The sequence below is a fragment of the Clostridioides sp. LIBA-6822 genome, from assembly GCF_056688955.1.
Map to the genome: position 1 here is coordinate 1963659 of NZ_CP196995.1, position 20648 is coordinate 1984306.

Below are 20648 nucleotides of genomic sequence, written 5' to 3' on the forward strand. Positions count from 1 at the left end.
TGAAGTTAAACCACAGAGTAAACTCTGTGGTTTTTTTATTTTAAAAATAAAAATTTTAAGGAGTGGTATGTTTTGTTAAACAAATTATGTATGTATTTAGAAAGACCAGAGCTTTACAAAAGAAGTGAAATTAATTTTTGGAATGACGAGTATATTTCAAAGCAATTATTAAAAGCTCATTTAGATGTTGACTTTGAAGGAGCAAGTAGAAATTTTAACTTTATTGAGGATTCTGTAAATTGGATAGTTACAGTTGCAAGTCCAGAAGAGTATCCTAAATTAATTGATTTAGGATGTGGTCCAGGATTATATGCAGAGAGATTTGCACAAAAAGGCTATAAGGTAACTGGAATTGATTTCTCAAAACGTTCTATTAAATATGCACAAAATAGAAATAAAGAAACAAATTTAAATATAAACTATTTATTTCAAAGTTATTTAAGTATGAATTACAATGAAGAATTTGATTTAGCTACTTTAATTTATTGTGATTATGGAGCTTTATCAACTGAAGACAGAAGATTGCTAATGGAGAAAATTTATAAAAGTTTAAAACCTGGAGGAAAACTGATATTAGATGTATTTACAATAAATAAATACAATGATTTTGAAGAGATTAAGAGTTGGGAAATAAATGAAGATGGGGGATTTTGGAGTAGTGAAAGATATATGTGTATACAAGATAATTGTAAATACAGTGATTATAATACACTCGAGCAAACTCTTGTGATAACAGAAAAACATGAAAATGTATTTTATATTTGGAATCACTATTTTTCAAAAGAAAGTTTCTTATTAGAAATTCAAGATATTGGATTTAAATCTGTTGAATTTTTTAGTAATGTCAAAGGTGAAGTGTATTCTGATGACAGTATGACTATGGGATTGGTTTTACAAAAATAATAGATATTTCTGAATGAATAAATAAAAACTTGAAACCGATAATAATAAAATACCATAAGAAAAGCACACATATTGAAAAATAGGAATTTTTATGTTACTTTTAATACATTATAAATTTACTTATACAAAAGTAAGAGTTAATATTTAGATTGTTATTTCTATATAAAGTTTATTTAGATATCTTTTAAAACAATTAATGCTATTAAAAGTAACATATAGCTTAAAATAGCTAAAAAGGATGTGATATTGATGTTAGAGGTTCAAGGGAAGTGTAATAAAGCAAAAATATTTACAGACAATGTAGATAGTACAACTATAAGTCAGATAATAGAATTATGTAATCAGGAGTTTACAACGAATTCTAAGATAAGAATAATGCCAGATTGCCATGCAGGTTCTGGTTGTGTAATAGGAACTGTCATGACAATACAAGATAAAGTTGTTCCAAACCTTGTTGGAGTTGATATAGGTTGTGGCGTTTTGTGTGTAAATCTAGGCAAAATTAATTTAGATTTAAAAAAAATAGATGATTTTATAAGAGAGAAAATACCTCATGGATTTAATATAAATAAATATAGTAAAGCAAATTATAAAAAAGAGATAGAATCATTATACTGTTTAAAAGATATAGGAAAAGCAACTGAGGAGTATAACAGAGCAATTGGAAGTCTTGGAGGAGGAAATCATTTCATTGAATTAGATGAAGATGATGAAAAAAATAAATATTTAATAATACACTCAGGTAGTAGAAATCTTGGAAATAGAGTAGCAAAATGTTATCAAAAAAAAGCTTATGATTATTATATAAGAGCTAACAATGACTTTGAAGAAGATAGCAAAAAACTTATAGAAAAATATAAAAAGGAAAATAGAGAAGATGAGATTCAAGATACATTGATAAAGCTTAAAAAAGAACATAACTTTACCCCTAAAATACCAAAAGATTTATGTTACTTAGAAGGAAAATTAATGGAGGATTATCTTCATGATATGGATATTATACAAAAATATGCCGAATTAAATAGATATACAATGGCTAAAAGGATAATTGAAGAGTGCATAGGTCTTAAATTTAATGATTTAGAATATTTTCAAACTATACATAATTATATAGAAATTGAAAATAAGATATTGAGAAAAGGAGCTATCGCAGCATATGAAGGTAGAAAATTATTAATTCCTATAAACATGAGAGATGGTGTTATTTTGGGAGTAGGCAAAGGAAATTTAGATTGGGTTAATTCTGCACCTCATGGTGCAGGACGCATACTTTCAAGAGGCGATGCAAAAAGAAGTATAAATATGAAAGATTATGAAGAGTCTATGAAAAATATATTTACAACAAGTGTAAATATTAAGACTATTGATGAAGCACCTCAAGCATACAAACCAATTGATGAGATTGTAGAAAATATAAGAGATACAGTTAACATAATTAATATATTGAAACCTATTTATAATTTTAAATCAAATTAATAATACTTAAGATTAAAATAATATATAAAAGTTAATGTATAGGAAGATTGGATATAAGGAGTACTATAAAAATAGTGCTCCTTTTTTATTAATAATTAATAATAAGACTTTATTTAATAATACAAATAAATTTTCAAATATTTTTTATGGAAAACTTGACAATTGATAAACAATGGGATATTATATAGTCTATTTTTAAAACAATTCATTTATTTAATCGAGAATCAATAAAAGTATTGGAAATAATGTTTTAGTTAATGATAATATTTCATTTATGACATTAGGTATTAAGATTGTAACTGAAATGTTTGCAACAATCATTACTATTACAATGTGGTTTAGAGAAAAATCATTAGAATTATCGTAGAAAAGCACTATCAAAAGAATTATATTGGCACTTTTCTTCAAAAGATGATTTAATAGCATATCTAGAATATTGTATTAAGATAAATAAAATAAAGCGTTTTATCATCTAAATTAATTGCTTAATTTAGATGATAAAATTGCAAATTAAAGAGTGAAACTTTTAAGAATAAAGCTATATAATCTTAGTTATAGGAGAAGATTGATGATAGGAATATATTTTAGTGGAACAGGAAATTCAAGATATTGTGTAGAAAAATTTTTACAAGAATATGATACAACAGCAAATTCTTACTCTATTGAAGATAGCGAACTTTTAAAACACATCCACAATCACGAAGATATTGTTTTTGGTTATCCTGTACAATATAGTAATGTACCTAAAATACTGAAAGATTTTATAATTAGTCATTCAAATTTGTGGAATGGTAAACGTATTTTTATTATTGCAACCATGGCTTTATTCAGTGGAGATGGCTGTGGAGTGTTATCTAGGATGCTTAAAAAATATGGTGCTACTACTATTGGGGGATTACACTTAAAAATGCCAGATAGTATCGGAGATGAAAAGATACTAAAACATTCTTTAGAGTACAATAGAAACCTAGTAATAAAAGCAGAAAAGAAAATAAATAAATCTATTAAAAAATTGAAATCTGGGATACCACCAAAAGATGGGTTAGGTTTTTTTTGTCATATTGTAGGATTATTTGGACAAAGACTATACTTTATTAACAAAACGAATCTATATACAGACAAACTAAAAATAAATGCTGACGAATGTATTGTATGTGGTAAATGTATTGGTTTATGTCCAATGAATAATTTAGTAATTAAAAATGATAGTATTGTTTCCAATGGGCAATGTACAATGTGTTATCGTTGTATAAATAATTGCCCTAAACAAGCAATCACATTATTAGGTAAAATGGTTGTTGAACAGAGTAATCTGGAGAAATACATATAAGAAAATTTAAATTAGAAAGAGAGGATAAGGAATGGATTATTATATAGTTGATGCGTTTACAAGTAAATTATTTAAAGGAAATCCTGCTGGAGTTTGTGTTCTTGATAAGAAATTGCCATTGGAGTTAATGCAAAAAATAGCAGAAGAAAATAATCTTCCAGAAACGGCTTTTATAGTTAAAAATAAGGAAGGTTATGGATTAAGATGGTTTACTCCTAAAGCAGAAATTGATTTGTGTGGTCATGCAACTTTGGCAGCAGCTTATGTAATTTCAAATTTTATTGATATCAATGTTAAAAAGATAAATTTTTTTACTCAAAGTGGAAATCTTGAAGTTACACGAAATGGGAATCTATACGAAATGATATTTCCAGAACTAATGCCTACTGAAATAGAATTATCACCTCAACAAATTGATTTGATAAGTTGCATACCAAGTGCTATTTACTCTTCAAGGGATTTAATTTTGTTATTAAGTAATGAACAAGAAGTTATAAATTATACACCTAATTATGCAAAGTTACGTAAATTAACAGATTGGTTAGGTGTAATAGTTACAGCACAAGGAAGTAAAGTAGATTTTGTATCAAGATATTTTTGTCCAGAATTGGACTCAGAAGACCCTGTTACTGGTTCATCTCATTGTAATCTTATTCCATATTGGGCTAAAAAATTGGGGAAAAGCAAAATGATTGCAAAACAGCTGTCTAATCGTGGTGGTATAATTCAGTGTGAATTATTAGAGGATAATACTGTAAAAATTTCTGGTGAAGCAGTTTTGTTTATGCATGGAACAATAAAGATTGATATTTAGAGATTAATTGATACCAATGTTGACAAGTACCATTAAAAAATATAATATTTAATTTATAAAGATAAAAACACAGTCTGGTTGGTAGTCCAGACGCAGCAATTGCTGTCAGTAACCTGCCTCCTTGGTTGTCCGTTCTTTTAGAAAGTAACTAAATAGGAGGAACTAGCAATGGAAAAGATTAGTGGAAAATTGACAGTCTTATTTGAAGAACCATTTTGGATAGGTGTATTTGAAAGACAAGATGGTAAAAAATATGAAGCATGTAGAGTAGTTTTTGGAGCAGAGCCTAAAGAGGTAGAAGTATATGAATTTATACTTGAAAGATTTTTCTCGTTAGATTTTGGTAGTATTAAGTTAGAAAAGAATGTAAACAATGACAAAATTGGATACAAAAGAATGCAGAGAATAGTAAAAAAAGAACAAGAAAAAGAAACCATAGGGACTAAGGCTCAAAATGCTCTTAAGCTTCAATATGAAGAAAGAAAGCAGGATAAAAAAATTCTAGCTAAAGATAGGAAAGAAGAAGAAAAAGAAAGACTTTTTAATTTGAAACAAGAAAAGAGAAAAGCCAAACATAAAGGCCATTAATTTTAATTATATGTATTTTTATGAATTGCTAGAAAAAGGTGTATGAAATCAAAAGTTTCATACACCTTAATTTATTGGAAAAATAAAATTTTGTATTCCAATTACTTTAAAATACAAAAATATATTAATAATAATTGTAGAAATATTATAAATGGTATACCAAGCGTAAATTTAATATGCTTAGTTTTATGTCTAAAAGAATACATACCAGTTATAGAACCTATACTGCCTCCAATTACCGCCATAGAAATAAGAGTGGCTTCTTTTATTCTCCATTCATTTTTAATTGCTCTTTTTTTATCTACATACATTGAAAAGAAAGCAATAAAATTAATAACCATAAAATATATCAAAATAAAATTTTTCATAATCTAACCTCCATAAAAATATATTATACATTATAAAGTAAGAGTCCTGTTTTTAAAAGCTAAATTTGTAATTAGTATATATAAGCTATTTGGGAAGAGTAAATATAACATTAATTGGAAAATTTAAAAAACTTAAACAATTGATAAATAGGGGGTATATTTATAAGACATAAAGTGATAAAATTTACTTAGAAAATAATGTAAATAACAGGAGGATAAGACAAAATGAAATTTATAGTAGAAAAAGAAGTCTTTGATAAATTAGAAAATGTATGTTTTGGGGTAGTAGTAGCAAAAGGGATAGATAATACTAAAGAAATTGAAAGAATAAGTAATCTTTTAGATATAAGTATAGATAGAGTAGAAGATTACTTTAAAGATAAAAAAGTGAAAGAATCAGAAGAAATCATACCATATAGAGAAGCCTTTAGAAGCTTGGGAATGAACCCAAACAAATTTATGAGTTCAATAGAAGCAATGACAACAAGAGTTGCTAAGAATAAGAAACTTCCTCATATAAATCCTATTGTAGATTTAGGAAATTCTATTTCTTTAAAATATTTACTTCCAATGGGTGCTCATGATATGGACTTTAGAAATGATGATGTGTATGTTAGATTTTCAAAAAAAGGGGATAAATTTGTTCCATTTGGAGAAAATGATGTTGAATTAATGGAAGAAGGAGAATTAATTTATTCTGTTGGAGATATGGTAAAAACTAGAAGATGGATATGGAGACAAGGAGAGGAAGGAAAAATAACTAATAGTTCAAAAAATATATTTTTCCCTATAGATGGTTTTACTGATGCTAATTTAGATAAAGTAATGGCTGCAAGAGAAGAATTAGCTAAGTTGTTAAAAGAAATTTTTGATTGTGAGATTAAAATAGGTTTTGTAGATAAAGATAATCCAGAGATGGAAATATAATAATATAAATTAAATATTTGTTAAGGTATTATATTTATATTTACTTAATGTATTAAAAAAGAGAGGTCGTAGTAAATTTGAAAAAAACTATAATAAAGAATGTAAATCCCTTGATTGAAAGTAAGTTTATAGGACTTTTTGAAATTGAGTATAAGAATAAGTTGAACGAAGATAAGGTCTGGATGGTAGCATCAAGAAAAAGTAATGAAGAGCTAGAACGTATCTATTTAAAGAATGAAGAAGATACTGCAGATGCAGTTGTAATAGTTGCACTTCATAAAAGTAGTAAAAAACTGATTTTAATAAAACAATTTAGAGTACCTATAAATGACTATATATATGAATTACCAGCAGGACTTGTTGATGAGGGCGAATCTATAGATATTTCTGTTGAAAGAGAACTTAGAGAAGAAACAGGACTTGCCCTTTTAGAAATTCAAAAGAATAAGAGTAGTGATAAGGTATATTTATCACCTGGAATGAGTGATGAATCTGTTGCATTTGTCTATTGTATATGTGATGGTGATATAACAGATGAATTTTTAGAACCAGATGAAGAGATTGAGGCGCTTTTAGTTTCACAGGAAGAAGCAAAAGAGATTTTACAGAGCAATCATAAGATAGATACAAAAGCATTTTTAATTTTACAAATGTTTGTAAGTTTAGGAACTAAATTATTTGAATAGTTATAGAAAAGAGATTATAAATATAATTAAAGTTTATTTTAGTTATAGAAATTATAATCTCTTTTTTTGTATTAAAGTTTAAAAGTTTATATATTTTTGGACTAAATAATAATTTATCTGTTTTTTATTATTTTAAATTAAAAAAGAGTATCTAATATAGTATATTTTAGGAATAAGTATAGTTTAAAAATTCAAAAAAAAGATGGCGAAATATGTCCCAAGGGACATTGAGTAAAATAAATGACTTCAGGTCTCGCATGATAAAAAGTATATACTAAATGAGTGTTAAAATAGATAAAAATGATACACTAATTCTCTTTTGATAATAAAAAAACATAGAATTTAATTATTTAATCAAGAAAAAGTATTGAACAAATGATTTATTTAGTGTACAATAATCATGTAAAAACATAGTAATGGAGGGAGACATTTCATAATGAAAATTAAGGTAGGAATGAACGGATTTGGAAGAATAGGAAGAGCTGTATTAAGAATAGCTCAAGAAGAATTAGGAGATAATATAGAAATTGTAGCCATAAACGCAAGAGCAACAACAGAGTCTTTGGCACATTTATTTACATATGATTCATGCTATGGAACTTTTAGAGGTGAAGTAGAAGCAAAAGATGAAGATACTTTAGTAGTAAATTCTAAAGAAATAAAAATATTAAGATATAATGACCCAGAAGAATTACCATGGAAGGAACTTGGGGTTGATATAGTAATAGAATCAACAGGGTTATTTACACAAAGAGAAAAGGCAGAAAAACATATTAAAGCAGGAGCAAAAAAAGTAATTATAACAGCTCCAGGAAAAAATGAAGATATAACTATAGTTATCGGAGTTAATGAAGAACAATATGATAATGAAAAACACAATATAATTTCAAATGCATCTTGTACTACAAATTGTCTAGCACCATTTGCTAAAGTATTGGACGAAAAATTTGGTATAGTAAAAGGTCTAATGACTACAGTACATTCATATACTAACGATCAAAGAATATTAGATAAGAGCCATAAAGACTTGAGAAGAGCAAGAGCGGCGGCTGAATCTATAATACCTACCACTACAGGAGCAGCAAAAGCTGTGTCAAGAGTATTACCACAATTAGAAGGAAAATTAAATGGTTTTTCACTTAGAGTGCCAACACCAACAGTTTCACTTGTTGATTTAGTGTGCGAACTTAAAGAAAACGTTACAGTTGAAGAAGTAAATTCTGCATTAAAAGATGCTGCTGAAGGAGAATTAAAAGGAGTTTTAGGATATTGTGACAAGCCACTTGTTTCTATAGACTTTAGAGGAGATTCTAGGTCGTCTATTATAGATGCTCTATCCACAATGGCTATAGAAGATAATATGGTTAAAGTAGTTTCATGGTATGATAATGAATGGGGATATTCATCAAGAACAGTTGATTTAGTAAAATATATAGCTGAAAAATTACAATAATACATAACTTTTTGAAAAAAATTTGAAAAAAATTCTATAAAACTAAGAAAAAAGATTATGAAAAATATTGAAGGAAAAATTTTTTCATAATCTTTTTTGTTTCCTGTAAAAGATACAAGTTACAACTTATAGGTGGATATTAGGTCGTTAGAGTAACTTGTGTATAATTAGTAAGGAATCATACTTTTTCTAAAATGAAGGATAAGATGTCGAAAACTTGCATAAATCTGAAAAATTTTTATTATTAAAATACTGATTTTCATTTTAATCATGATAAAAAAATGACAAATAAAGTTGCAAACAGTAATATTTATAAGTATAATTAAAAAGAGAAAAGGTTTTGTTAAACTTTACAACAAAAGAAAAAGAAGGGATGATTCAAAATGGAGAAGTTAACAGACAGGAGACAGGTTAAGGCAGTAAGCATGGAAACTTTTGTTTTCTTAATATTACTAGTAGTTGGTTTTGGGTATGTTGGTAGTATTATGGGAGCAGGAATGATGTTCAAAGTAATAATGAGTACAGCACATGCTTTACTATTAGAGACAGTTTTCTTAATTATGGCTATGGCAGTTCTTGCAGGTGCATTAAGCGCGCTACTTTCAGAGTTTGGGGTAATAGCATTAATTAATAAAATTTTCGCTATATTTATGAAGCCTTTATATGGGTTGCCTGGTGCTAGTATAGCAGGAGCTATAACAACTTATTTATCAGATAATCCAGCTATTATACCTTTTGCTAAAGATAAAACATTCACACAGTACTTTAAAAAATACCAAGTTCCAGCATTATGTAATTTAGGAACAGCTTTTGGTATGGGACTTATCTTAACAACATTTATGATTTCTCAAGGTACAGAATATGTACTTCCAGCGTTAATTGGTAATCTAGGTGCAGTCATAGGTAGTGTAATAAGTGTTAGAATAATGTTGACATTTACTAAGAAGTTTTATAAATACAATCCAGAGGAAGATAAAGCAGCAGGAACATTAGAGAAAAAAGCTGAGTTTAGAGAAATCAGAGAAGGAAATGTGTTCCAAAGAGCTTTAGATGCAATTCTTGAGGGTGGTAAAATGGGAGTAGATATGGGAATGGCTATAATACCAGGTGTCCTAGTAGTATGTACATTAGTCATGTTGCTAACTTTTGGACCATCTACAGACCCTGTTACAGGTCAAGAGGTTTATACAGGAGCTGCATACGAAGGAATAAAATTACTTCCAGTTATTGGAGATAAACTTGGATTTATATTAGAGCCATTATTCGGATTTACATCACCAGAAGCAATAGCTTTCCCTATAACTTCATTGGGAGCTGTTGGAGCAGCAATGTCTTTAGTTCCAGAATTTATAAAATCAGGTGCTATAACTCCTAATGATATAGCAGTATTTACAGCTATGGGTATGTGTTGGAGTGGATACTTAAGTACACACATTGGTATGATGGATGCATTAAATGCTAGACAGTTAGCAGGTAAAGCGATTCTTTCTCATACAATAGGTGGTTTATGTGCAGGAGCTGCTGCCCACTTTATATTCATGCTCGTAGGATAAATATAATTAATTAAACAAAAGATAATATACAAAAAAATGGTTGCCAGTGTACAAGAAGGCTTGTACACTGGCAACCATTTTTGATGAATGAAGATAATTTATAATATATAAATGTTAAGTCTATATTAGAGTTAAGTTATATTTATGTAAAAAGTAACAAAAATCTGTAGAAATTTATGACAAAATTTAGTACACTAACTATATGTTCTTATTTAAAATTTAAGGTTAGGATTAGGAATTACCTAGTAGAGTAAGCTTGATTAATAAAACAATCATAAAATAAAAATATTAGTCATAAAGATTATAGAATAACTTACTTAAAATAAAGCCATAGAACTTACAAAAATTAAAAAAGCATATAAGTATGGAGGGGTACAATGGATGAATTATTTCATATAGGAATTGATGTAGGTTCTACAACGGTGAAGGTTGTGGTACTTAATAATAGTAATAATATAATTCATAAAGAATATAGAAGACATTATTCTGATGTGAAAAAATCGGTTAAAGAAGTACTAAATGGTATATATGAAAAATTTGGAAATATAAATACTAAAATTGTAATAACTGGCTCAGGTGGAATTGGAATATCGAAAAAACTAGGAGTAAAATTTGTTCAGGAAGTCATATCTAGTACAAAATCAATAGAGTATTTCCATCCTGAAACTGATGTTGTTATAGAGCTTGGAGGTGAAGATGCAAAAATAACATATCTAAGTGGAGGAATAGACCAAAGAATGAATGGGATATGTGCAGGTGGTACAGGAGCATTTATAGACCAAATGGCATCACTTTTAAAGACAGATGCAAGTGGATTAAATGAATTAGCAAAAGAGTACAATGTTATATATCCAATAGCTTCAAGATGTGGTGTTTTTGCTAAAACAGATATTCAACCTCTTATAAATGATGGAGCTAAGCAGACTGATATAGCTATGAGTATCTTTAATGCAGTTGTCGTACAAACAGTAAGCGTTCTTTCTTGTGGAAGAAAAATAGAGGGGAATGTAGCCTTTTTAGGTGGCCCATTATACTTTTTATCTGAGCTTAGAGAAGCATTTAAAAGAGTATTAGATTTAAAAGATGAAAATATAATTTTTCCAGAAGATGCACAACTTTATATTGCTATTGGAGCAGGATTATTATCAGTAGATGAGGATAGCATAGAACTAGAATCTCTAATAGAAAAGCTAGATAATATAAAGAATATCGAAGATGGAGAAGTAAATTTATTAGAGCCTTTATTTAAAGATAAAAACGAGTACGAAGAATTTTCAAGAAGACATGAAAAAGAAAAAATAAATTATGTGGATATAAATTCAATCAAAAGTAATTGTTATTTAGGAATTGATGCAGGTTCCACCACTACTAAAGCAGCTCTTATTGATGAAGATGGAAGACTTGTATATTCTTATTACAATAGTAATGAAGGAAATCCATTAAAAACGACTATTAAGGTTATAAACGAAATATATGATATCTTACCAAAAGACATTAAAATATTGAGTTCAACTGTAACTGGCTATGGAGAAGCTCTTATTAAGAAAGCACTGAAAATAGACAATGGAGAAATAGAGACTATAGCACATTATAAAGCTGCTAAATTTTTCAATAAAGATGTAGATTTTATACTTGATATTGGTGGCCAAGATATGAAATGCTTAAAAATAAAAGATGGAGTAATTGACAATATAATACTGAATGAGGCTTGTTCTTCGGGTTGTGGTTCATTTTTAGAGACATTTGCAACTTCTTTATCTATGACAATAGAAGAATTTGCACAGGAAGGTATTTATTCTCAAAATCCTGTAGATTTAGGTTCAAGATGCACTGTGTTTATGAATTCTAGAGTAAAGCAATCTCAAAAAGAAGGGGCAAGTATTGGAGATATATCAGCAGGGCTATCTTATTCTGTAATAAAAAATGCTTTATTTAAAGTAATAAAAATTAGAGATTTGAATGAAATTGGTAGAAATATTGTTGTACAGGGTGGAACATTTTATAATGATTTGGTGCTTAGAAGTTTTGAAAAACTAATTGGGAAAAATGTAATCAGACCTAATATTTCAGGAATTATGGGTGCTTTTGGTTCAGCACTTATAGCAAAAGAAAAGTATGAAAGTGGGTATCAAACATCTTTATTATCTAAGGAAGAATTGAATAATATAAGATTAGAATCAAGTGTAACTAGATGCAAAGGATGCTCGAATCATTGTCTTCTTACTATAAACAAGTTTTCTGATAATGAAATTTTTATTTCAGGAAATAGATGTGAAAAAGGTGAAGCTATCTATGGTGATAAAAAAATAGGACTAGAAAAGAAAAAACCAATAAATTTATTTAAGTACAAATATGATAGGATTTTTAGATATAAACCACTGGAAAAAGAAGAAGCAAAAAACGGAGAGATAGGTATACCAAGAGTGTTAAATATGTATGAAGATTATCCGTTTTGGTTTACTTTTTTCAATACTATGGGATTTAGAGTTGTGCTTTCTGATAGGTCGTCAAAACGATTATATGAAACTGGTATAACTAGTATAGCTTCTGAAACAGTTTGCTATCCAGGGAAATTAGTTCATGGACATATAGAAAACTTGATTGAAAAAGGTATAAAAAATATATTTTATCCAAGCGTAACAAATGAAAATAAAGAGGATTCAAGTGCAGATAATTATTATAATTGTCCTGTGGTAATATCATATTCTGAAGTAATAAAAAACAATGTAGAAAATATAAGAAATAAGAACATAAACTACATAAATCCATTTATAAGTCTAAATGATAAGGAAAAATTGAAAAAGAGACTATATGAAGAATTATCAAGAAGTTTTTCTGATATAAAGATAACTAAAGAAGAAATTAATAATGCAGTTGATAAGGCTACTGATGAACAAAATTCATTTAAAATGGAGATGCAAGCTACGGGAGAAAGAGCACTTAAAGAAATAAAAGAAAGAAATATGAAGGGGATTGTGTTATGTGGTAGACCATATCATATAGACCCAGAAATAAACCACGGCATGCCGGAACTTATAAACTCATTAGATATGGCAGTACTTACTGAAGATTCTATATGTCACTTAGCAACTATACAAAGACCTCTTAGGGTTGTAGATCAATGGGTATATCATTCAAGATTGTATAAAGCAGCAAGCTTTGTGAGAGATAAAAACTATTTGGAATTGGTTCAACTTAATTCATTTGGATGTGGGCTGGATGCAGTAACCACAGACCAGGTTCAAGAGATACTTAATGAAAAATCGAAGATATATACTATTATAAAGATTGATGAAGGCAACAATTTAGGTGCTGCTAAAATAAGAATGAGGTCTTTAAAAGCAGCTATGTTTGAAAGAGAAAGCAAAAATATAGATGTTAGAGATATAAAGGTAAATAGGATACAATATGCTAAAAATAATCGAATAACGAACAAACATACTATATTAGCTCCACAAATGTCTCCTATACATTTTCAATTTCTTGAAAAAGCTGTAAACTTAAGTGGTTATAATATAGAAGTTCTAAAGGATACAGATAGTAATGTAATTGAAGAGGGATTAAGATATGTAAATAATGATGCATGTTATCCAGCTATAATAGTCGTAGGACAGTTAATAACAGCATTAAAATCTGGTAAATATGATTTAAATAACACTTCTGTTACAATAACTCAGACTGGTGGAGGTTGTAGGGCTACGAATTATATTGGATTCTTAAGAAAAGCTATGTATGATGCTGGATTCAAAGATGTTCCTGTAATCGCACTTAGCGTAAATGGAATAGAAGATAGTGGAATAATGGATAATATATCACTGAAATTAATAAATAGACTTTTTATGTCTGTTGTATATGGAGACTTATTGATGAAGGTACTTTATAGGGTAAGACCATATGAAAAAGTTACTGGAAGTGCAAATGCTCTATATGAAAAATGGGTTGATATATGCAAAACTTCTCTTATCAAAGCAAAAATTTCTGTATTTACTAAAAATATAAAAGATATAGTAAAGGAATTTGATAACTTAGAAATAATCGATGTAAAAAAACCAAAAGTAGGATTGGTAGGAGAAATTTTAGTGAAATTCCATCCAATTGCAAATAATAATCTAGTAGATATATTAGAACGAGAAGGTGCTGAAGCAGTTGTACCAGACCTTACAAACTTCTTCTTAAGTTGTGCTTTCAATACTATTTATAAACATACTCACTTAGAGGGAAGTAGAAAGAGTAGAATTATAGGAGAAGCATTTATATACATAACTGGAATATACCAAAAGGTATATAAAAAAACACTTGATAAAAGTAAAAGATTTTATGCTCCAGGCAATATAAAAAATGTTGCAAAAAATACAGAACCAGTAGTGTCACTAGGAAATCAAACTGGAGAAGGTTGGCTTTTAACAGGCGAAATGGTTGAGTTATTAAATGAGGGTGTAGAAAATATTATCTGTATGCAACCTTTTGGATGTTTACCTAATCATATAATTGGTAAAGGTTCTATAAAAGAATTAAAAAGATTGTATAAAAATGCAAATATAATTCCTATTGATTATGACCCTTCTGCAAGTGAGGTAAATCAGCTTAACAGAATAAAACTTATGCTTTCTAAGGCCTTTAAAAATATATAAAATTGATATTTCAAAGGTTAATAAGTTTAAAAAATATTATATATTAAATAATTATAAATAAAGAGTTATCCTATTTTTAGGGTAACTCTTTATTAGTTAAAAAATTATATGTATACTAGTGTAAAGGGGGGAAGTTATATGAATCTAGTATATGATGTTTATCAATCAGAAATAGGAAATTTGTACATATTGAGTGAAGATGGTTTTATAGTTAGTATAGATATAGGAGATGAAAACTTTAACAAAGTAAAAGATGAATATATCAAAAAAGGAATTGACATAAAAAGAAGTAAGGAAGATTTAAAAGAAGCCATAAATCAGATAGACGATTACTTTAAGAGAAAAAGAAAAGTATTTGATTTAGATATTCGAATTGAAGGGACTGAATTCCAAAAATCGGTTTATAGAGAAATGTTAAAAATACCATATGGGGAGACATTGTATTATTCAGATATAGCACAAAATATAAACAATCCTAAATCTGTAAGAGCAATAGGACAAGCAAGTAAAAGCAATAAAATTCCAATAATAATACCTTGTCATAGAGTAGTTGGCAAAAATAATATTGGTGGATATATGGGAAATCATTCTGATTTAAAAGAGATATTATTAAACTTAGAAAAAAATATATAATCTAGAAAAAAATGTTTTTATTGTTAATCTTTGATATAATAATGGTAAAAAGAAGTATTTTTTACAAAAATAGTAAAAAATATATTCTAATTTACAAAGATGAGGAGGAATTTTAATGTGTAATAAAGTTATAGCATCAAAATATCATGAAAAAGGATTTAATTGTGCGGAATCAGTTATAAAAGCATATAATGAGGAATTTAATACAGACATACCAGTTTGTCTAGGAAGTGGACTAGGTTCAGGTTGTGGAGTTGCTAGTTTATGTGGTGCAGTAAATGCCTCAAATATAATAATTGGATATGTAAAAGGTAGAAACCATGAAGATGAAACTACTAAGGCTAAAGTTTATGCTAAGGATTTGACTACAACAGTAAGAAAAGAGTATGGTTCAGAATTATGTATAGATTTAAAAAAAGATTTAGTTGCATGTAGAGAAATAATGGATTTCGCATATGATAATCTAAAGGAAACTTTAAAAAAAGAATTATAAGAAAGAGAAGCTATCAAGTATAGATTATTTGATAGCTTCTTTTTATAGACATCTAAATTAATAGGTTTATAATGATTTTATAGTTATTGCTTGGAAATAAAAATTAAGTGACTTTAAAATAATCTTAGATTTTTATTTAATATAGATGCTTGTTTATATCTATTTTTGGATGTGTTATACTTATTTTTAATAGATGTTTGTCATGAGGGAGATGAGAAGATTGGAAAATATAAATTTACTTATTAATAAATTATATTCAAAAAATCATAATGAAGCATATAAAACTTTTTTGTTTTTAGAAAATGAAAGTCTGAAATCAAATATTACATATTGTTTTTTTGACTCATTCTTAGAGATGACTGATGATAGAAGCTCATATATTCGTTCAAGAGGATTGCTATTAATAGCTGCGAATGCTCAATGGGATATTGATAATAAAATTGAAATGAATATAAATTGTATTTTAAGTCACATCGTAGATAAAAAACCCTCTGTATCAAGAATGTTTATTAAGTCATTACCTAAGATTACAAAGTATAAAAAGAATCTTATACATCGTATACAAATGGAATTAAGTAATGCAGATACAAGTATTTATAATAATAATATGAAACCATTAGTGGAAAAGGATATAAGAGAGGTCTTATCTAATATTAAGGCTTGAGATTATTAAAAGTCTATTAATATAATAATGACATTTTATACATCAAAATAGAATATTTACAGTTTGATGGCAGTTTTGAAATAATAAATTAAAACTGCTATTTTTATTTAAAATACTATTTAGAGAAGGATAAGAGTATTAGTTTCTTAAGTAAATAGATTGCATATGAGGATGTATGTAATATGTTATAAGATATTTGATTAAAAAATAGCTACGCACACTTGTGACTTTAGTCATGAATTAGTAGCTAAAGTAGTCAGCATATAGGGAAACTTATATGTAGAGATAGGATAGAACCTATCCAATACTACTTGAATTGCTGGAAACCCCTAAAGCTAACCAAACTAAAACATAAGGATGAAATAAACCTAAGTGTGAAAGTTACGAAAGTAGAAAAAATTGGTTAGATGGTATAAGGTTAAACCCTAAGTACTTTAAAGTGGGCAATCAGCAGGTAAGCTCCAAATAGGAGAAACTTCAACGACTATTCCTCTTGAGGGAAGTACACTACAAGCTATTGGTAGTGGAAGTGGGTAAACCTTAACGGATAATGCCGAAGGATAAGATATAGTCTGTGCTTGCATGAAAGTGTAAGAAGTTCATAAGAGAACTGCATAGGTAGTAGCGAACTTATGTGAACGACAACCTCAGAAATGATAAAAGTTAGAACTTACGGTTCTTACATATGTTATTTAAAAATAAATATAAAACCTTCCAAATAATTGTTTTAAATAATTACGTTTGTTAATATTATAATGGGTGATGAAAAATAGAAGTTACTCGGATATGTATATTAATAATCATAAAAAACAATTAAAATGAGGTGATAGTAGTGGAAAAAGCTTATAAGTTTAGAATGTATCCAAATAAAAAACAGCAAGAGTTAATTAACAAAACTTTTGGATGTTGTAGATTTGTATATAATAAGTATCTTGCTAAAAAAATAGAAGTTTATGAAAATAATAAAGAAATTTTTACTTATAAACAGTGCAGTTCTGATTTGACCAATTTAAAAAAAGAATTAAAGTGGCTTAAAGAACCTGACAAATTTTCACTACAAAACACCTTAAAAGATTTAGAAAACGCATATAAAAAATTCTTTAAAGAAAATACAGGATTTCCTAAATTTAAATCAAAGAAAACTAATAGATTTTCATATAGAACTAACTTTACAAATGGAAATATTATGTACTTTAGTCAATATATAAAATTACCTAAACTTGGTATGGTTAAAGTAAGGGATAAACAAGTACCTCAAGGGAGAATACTTAATGCTACTGTATCCAAAGAGCCAAGTGGTAAATATTATGTATCACTATGTTGTACTGATATAGATATTAAAGCTTTTGAAAATACTAATAGTCAGATAGGTTTAGATTTAGGAATTAAAGAATTTTGTATCTCAAGTTGTGGACAATTTATAGAAAATCCTAAGTATCTTCAGAAGTCATTAAACAAACTTGCAAAATTACAAAGAGAATTATCGAGAGAAACAATTGGTAGTTTAAATAGAAATAAAGCAAGATTAAAAGTTGCAAGACTTCAAGAACATATAGCTAATCAAAGGAAGGATTTTCTACAAAAACTATCTACTAAATTAATACGAGAGAATGATATTATTTGCATAGAGGATTTACAAGTAAAGAATATGACTAGAAATAGTAAACTATCTCGCTTAATTTCTGATGTGTCATGGTCAGAATTTATTCGTCAATTAGAATATAAGGCTAATTGGTATTGTAGACAAATTGTAAAAGTAGGTAAATTCTTTGCAAGTTCACAAATATGCAATAAATGTGGGTACAAAAACGAGGAAATGAAGAATTTAAGTATAAGAGAATGGATTTGTCCTTGTTGTAATGTAACTCACGATAGAGATATAAATGCAAGTATAAATATACTAAAAGAAGGATTAAGACTAATAACAGTTTAAAATAGATAACTTATGTAAGAACCGTAGGAACTACGGGGATAGCCTGTGGAGAGTTTGTAAGACATATTTTAGTATGCAAAATTCTATGAAGTAGGAACCCTGTGACTTTAGTCATGGGAGGTTCAGAAATTAAATGTTTTCTTTGACAATACATATATAGTGGTGATAATATCTAAAGGAATAAAAACTAAGGTAATAAATAGATAATATGAAATTATAAAACTATGCTATAATTACAAGGAAGGATGTAATAAACTGTAGAAATTGCAAGTAAGTAATATAAGTTTTGGAATAATTAAATTTAAAGAAAATACATAATGTATTAAATAAACGATGATACTAAAATAATGCTATTTTTATAGAAAATTATTAAGATACATAAGTAATAAAAATAATATACTAAATTATATAATAGATTGAGTTTTACTAAATAAAAAATAACTACAATCCCTATGTTATTATACAAAAGCAAAGGTGGGAATAAAAATGAAAGCAATTGATGATGCTATAACATCAGAGTATTTAAGCTATGGTATCAATGAAGATATTAGTATCTATGAAGGTCGGTTTTGCATATACTTGGATAAAAAGTATAGATGTAATGGGAAAATTTATTATAAAATGACACCTCCAATATCTATAAGTTTTAAGGCAGAGATAGGTTGTATTGAAGAAATAGAAAATGAAGATGAAAATTTAGTTTTGGATTATGACAATGCTATTCTTGAAGTTCACGGTTATAAAATTATTTCTATAACAATAAATACTCTAAGTGATGTTAATGTAGAAGGATATATCAATGATGACTGTATAAAATCTAAAAATTCTTATGTTGAGTATGTAGATTTTAATATAATAAATCTAGATAAAATACCTGGAAAACTCATTAAATATAATGATAAAGTATATGCAGGTAGAATCGAATTTGATATAAATGATTACGTTGTAACTATAGACAAAAGATATGATTATAGAAAAGAGCTTAAATCAGACTTAAGATCTAAATCTGGAGCAATAATAACTCATATAGGCAGAGTTAGAAGAAAAGATGGTAGAATTTTTAGAACAAACAATACAATAAATCTTTTAGATAGAATATCAACAGCGTTGAGTTTTATGTGTGGAAGATATGTTGGATTTTGTTTAGCCAAAGGATATAGAAGTGAAAATGAAGTCTATAGAATATGGAATGAAAATCAGATATCTCCCTTTAGATATGTGCCAACATGGTCTGATACACTTTCAAATTATCATAATATGGAAAAATATATAAGTCTTATGTGTAAAAGATTAGAAGATTTTTATTATGGTTCTGCTATAAAAAGTGTTATTGACTGGTATATAGAATCTCTTGGAAGTGTTACTATGGAAAATAATATAATATCTGTACAAATTGCACTTGAAACTCTATCATATGTAATTCTAGTAGAGCAAAATAAAATACTTACAGATGAAGCTTTTGATTGTAATTTAGCATCTAGAAATATAAGGCTATTACTTGATATATGCAAAATACCATATGGAAAATATGAATTAAATATATTTGACAATACAATAAAAAACAAGTTTGATGATGGGGTAGATTTAGTGATTTATTTAAGGAATAGTATAGTTCATCCGAGCAGGAGAACTCATAGAGCTGTGTTAGAAGTTGAAGATATTTGGAATATAATCTCAATAGGAACGAGATATATTGAGCTTGTTTTACTCTTTATTTTGGGATATAGAGGTGAGTATTCCAATAGATTAGTAGAAAGATGTTATGGTGAAGTAGAAGTTGTTCCTTGGAATTAGATTTTTATATTTATTTTAAAATATATATTGACAGATATTGCCTTATGCTATAAAATCAATATCATAATAACAATTCAAAACAACATTAAATGCTAAGAAAAGAAATAGTAAAAGTAGTTAATCTTAAACAGAGAGTTTCCGATTGGTGAGAGGAGCAATAGATTTTACTTTGAACACATCTTTGAGCAGAACTCTGAAAGAGTAAAGATACTTTATTAGGAGCTTTCCGGAATCCTTGCACCCGTTATAGTGCTAGAGTATAATTATTTTATTGTACTTAAAGAGGTTAGTGTCGTGAGGCATTAATGAACAGAGGTGGAACCACGAGAGTCAACTCCCGTCCTCTAGCAGAAGCTAGAGACGGGAGTTTTTTTAATATAATTTTTTAAGCGCGCAGAGAAT

Annotated in this window: 17 protein-coding genes and 1 other annotated feature; of the genes, 15 read left to right on the plus strand and 2 right to left on the minus strand. The window is 27.8% G+C overall.

Going from position 1 to position 20648, the window contains the following annotated elements; translation table 11 throughout:
• The first annotated feature begins 72 nt into the window (after positions 1-72).
• The 5 genes from ACTG48_RS09430 (at position 73) to ACTG48_RS09450 (ending at position 5111) form a co-directional block, all read left to right on the plus strand.
• Positions 73-903: a class I SAM-dependent methyltransferase gene (locus ACTG48_RS09430; protein WP_044213380.1), complete on the plus strand. Its 831-nt coding sequence runs from the start codon at positions 73-75 to the stop codon at positions 901-903.
• 249 nt (positions 904-1152) lie between these two features.
• Positions 1153-2379, plus strand: a complete 1227-nt coding sequence (locus ACTG48_RS09435; protein ID WP_021384568.1) for an RtcB family protein — start codon at positions 1153-1155, stop codon at positions 2377-2379.
• Positions 2380-2947: 568 nt separating this feature from the next.
• On the plus strand, positions 2948-3709 hold the full coding sequence (locus ACTG48_RS09440; protein WP_021384567.1) for an EFR1 family ferrodoxin: 762 nt from the start codon (positions 2948-2950) through the stop codon (positions 3707-3709).
• 31 nt (positions 3710-3740) lie between these two features.
• Entirely contained in the window at positions 3741-4523 is a 783-nt protein-coding gene (locus tag ACTG48_RS09445) for a PhzF family phenazine biosynthesis protein (RefSeq protein WP_021384550.1), read from the plus strand.
• Positions 4524-4691: 168 nt separating this feature from the next.
• On the plus strand, positions 4692-5111 hold the full coding sequence (locus ACTG48_RS09450) for a YjdF family protein (protein ID WP_021384509.1): 420 nt from the start codon (positions 4692-4694) through the stop codon (positions 5109-5111).
• 101 nt (positions 5112-5212) lie between these two features.
• Here ACTG48_RS09450 and ACTG48_RS09455 read toward each other — a convergent pair whose 3' ends face one another.
• Positions 5213-5479, minus strand: coding sequence for a DUF1294 domain-containing protein (locus ACTG48_RS09455; RefSeq protein WP_021384565.1), 267 nt, complete (start codon positions 5477-5479; stop codon positions 5213-5215).
• Positions 5480-5704: 225 nt separating this feature from the next.
• On the opposite strand from ACTG48_RS09455, the gene ACTG48_RS09460 reads away from it, so the two are divergent.
• The 8 genes from ACTG48_RS09460 (at position 5705) to ACTG48_RS09495 (ending at position 16519) form a co-directional block, all read left to right on the plus strand.
• Positions 5705-6406, plus strand: a complete 702-nt coding sequence (locus ACTG48_RS09460) for a B3/B4 domain-containing protein (RefSeq protein WP_021384539.1) — start codon at positions 5705-5707, stop codon at positions 6404-6406.
• A gap of 77 nt (positions 6407-6483) precedes the next feature.
• Positions 6484-7092: an NUDIX hydrolase gene (locus ACTG48_RS09465; RefSeq protein WP_044213383.1), complete on the plus strand. Its 609-nt coding sequence runs from the start codon at positions 6484-6486 to the stop codon at positions 7090-7092.
• 436 nt (positions 7093-7528) lie between these two features.
• Positions 7529-8545 carry a type I glyceraldehyde-3-phosphate dehydrogenase gene (gap, locus tag ACTG48_RS09470; RefSeq protein ID WP_021384519.1) on the plus strand — a complete coding sequence of 339 codons (1017 nt, stop codon included), beginning with the start codon at positions 7529-7531 and terminating at the stop codon, positions 8543-8545.
• 383 nt (positions 8546-8928) lie between these two features.
• Complete coding sequence (locus ACTG48_RS09475; protein WP_021384537.1) at positions 8929-10098, plus strand: CD0519/CD1768 family membrane protein; 1170 nt, start codon at positions 8929-8931, stop codon at positions 10096-10098.
• A gap of 377 nt (positions 10099-10475) precedes the next feature.
• Positions 10476-14729 carry an acyl-CoA dehydratase activase-related protein gene (locus ACTG48_RS09480; protein WP_479918673.1) on the plus strand — a complete coding sequence of 1418 codons (4254 nt, stop codon included), beginning with the start codon at positions 10476-10478 and terminating at the stop codon, positions 14727-14729.
• Positions 14730-14867: 138 nt separating this feature from the next.
• Entirely contained in the window at positions 14868-15362 is a 495-nt protein-coding gene (locus tag ACTG48_RS09485; protein WP_479918674.1) for a methylated-DNA--[protein]-cysteine S-methyltransferase, read from the plus strand.
• Between the two features lie 115 nt (positions 15363-15477).
• Entirely contained in the window at positions 15478-15855 is a 378-nt protein-coding gene (locus ACTG48_RS09490) for a C-GCAxxG-C-C family (seleno)protein (RefSeq protein ID WP_021384548.1), read from the plus strand.
• 220 nt (positions 15856-16075) lie between these two features.
• Entirely contained in the window at positions 16076-16519 is a 444-nt protein-coding gene (locus tag ACTG48_RS09495) for a hypothetical protein (protein ID WP_021384520.1), read from the plus strand.
• A gap of 434 nt (positions 16520-16953) precedes the next feature.
• Here the strand turns inward: ACTG48_RS09495 and ACTG48_RS09500 are convergent, their stop codons facing one another.
• Positions 16954-17103, minus strand: coding sequence for a hypothetical protein (locus ACTG48_RS09500; protein WP_479918675.1), 150 nt, complete (start codon positions 17101-17103; stop codon positions 16954-16956).
• 239 nt (positions 17104-17342) lie between these two features.
• Between ACTG48_RS09500 and tnpB the strand changes: the two genes are divergently transcribed.
• Positions 17343-18452: an IS200/IS605 family element RNA-guided endonuclease TnpB gene (gene tnpB / locus ACTG48_RS09505; protein ID WP_479918676.1), complete on the plus strand. Its 1110-nt coding sequence runs from the start codon at positions 17343-17345 to the stop codon at positions 18450-18452.
• 486 nt (positions 18453-18938) lie between these two features.
• Entirely contained in the window at positions 18939-20246 is a 1308-nt protein-coding gene (locus ACTG48_RS09510) for a YopA family protein (protein ID WP_479918677.1), read from the plus strand.
• Positions 20247-20331: 85 nt separating this feature from the next.
• Positions 20332-20594, plus strand: a binding site (T-box leader).
• Positions 20595-20648: the final 54 nt, after the last annotated feature.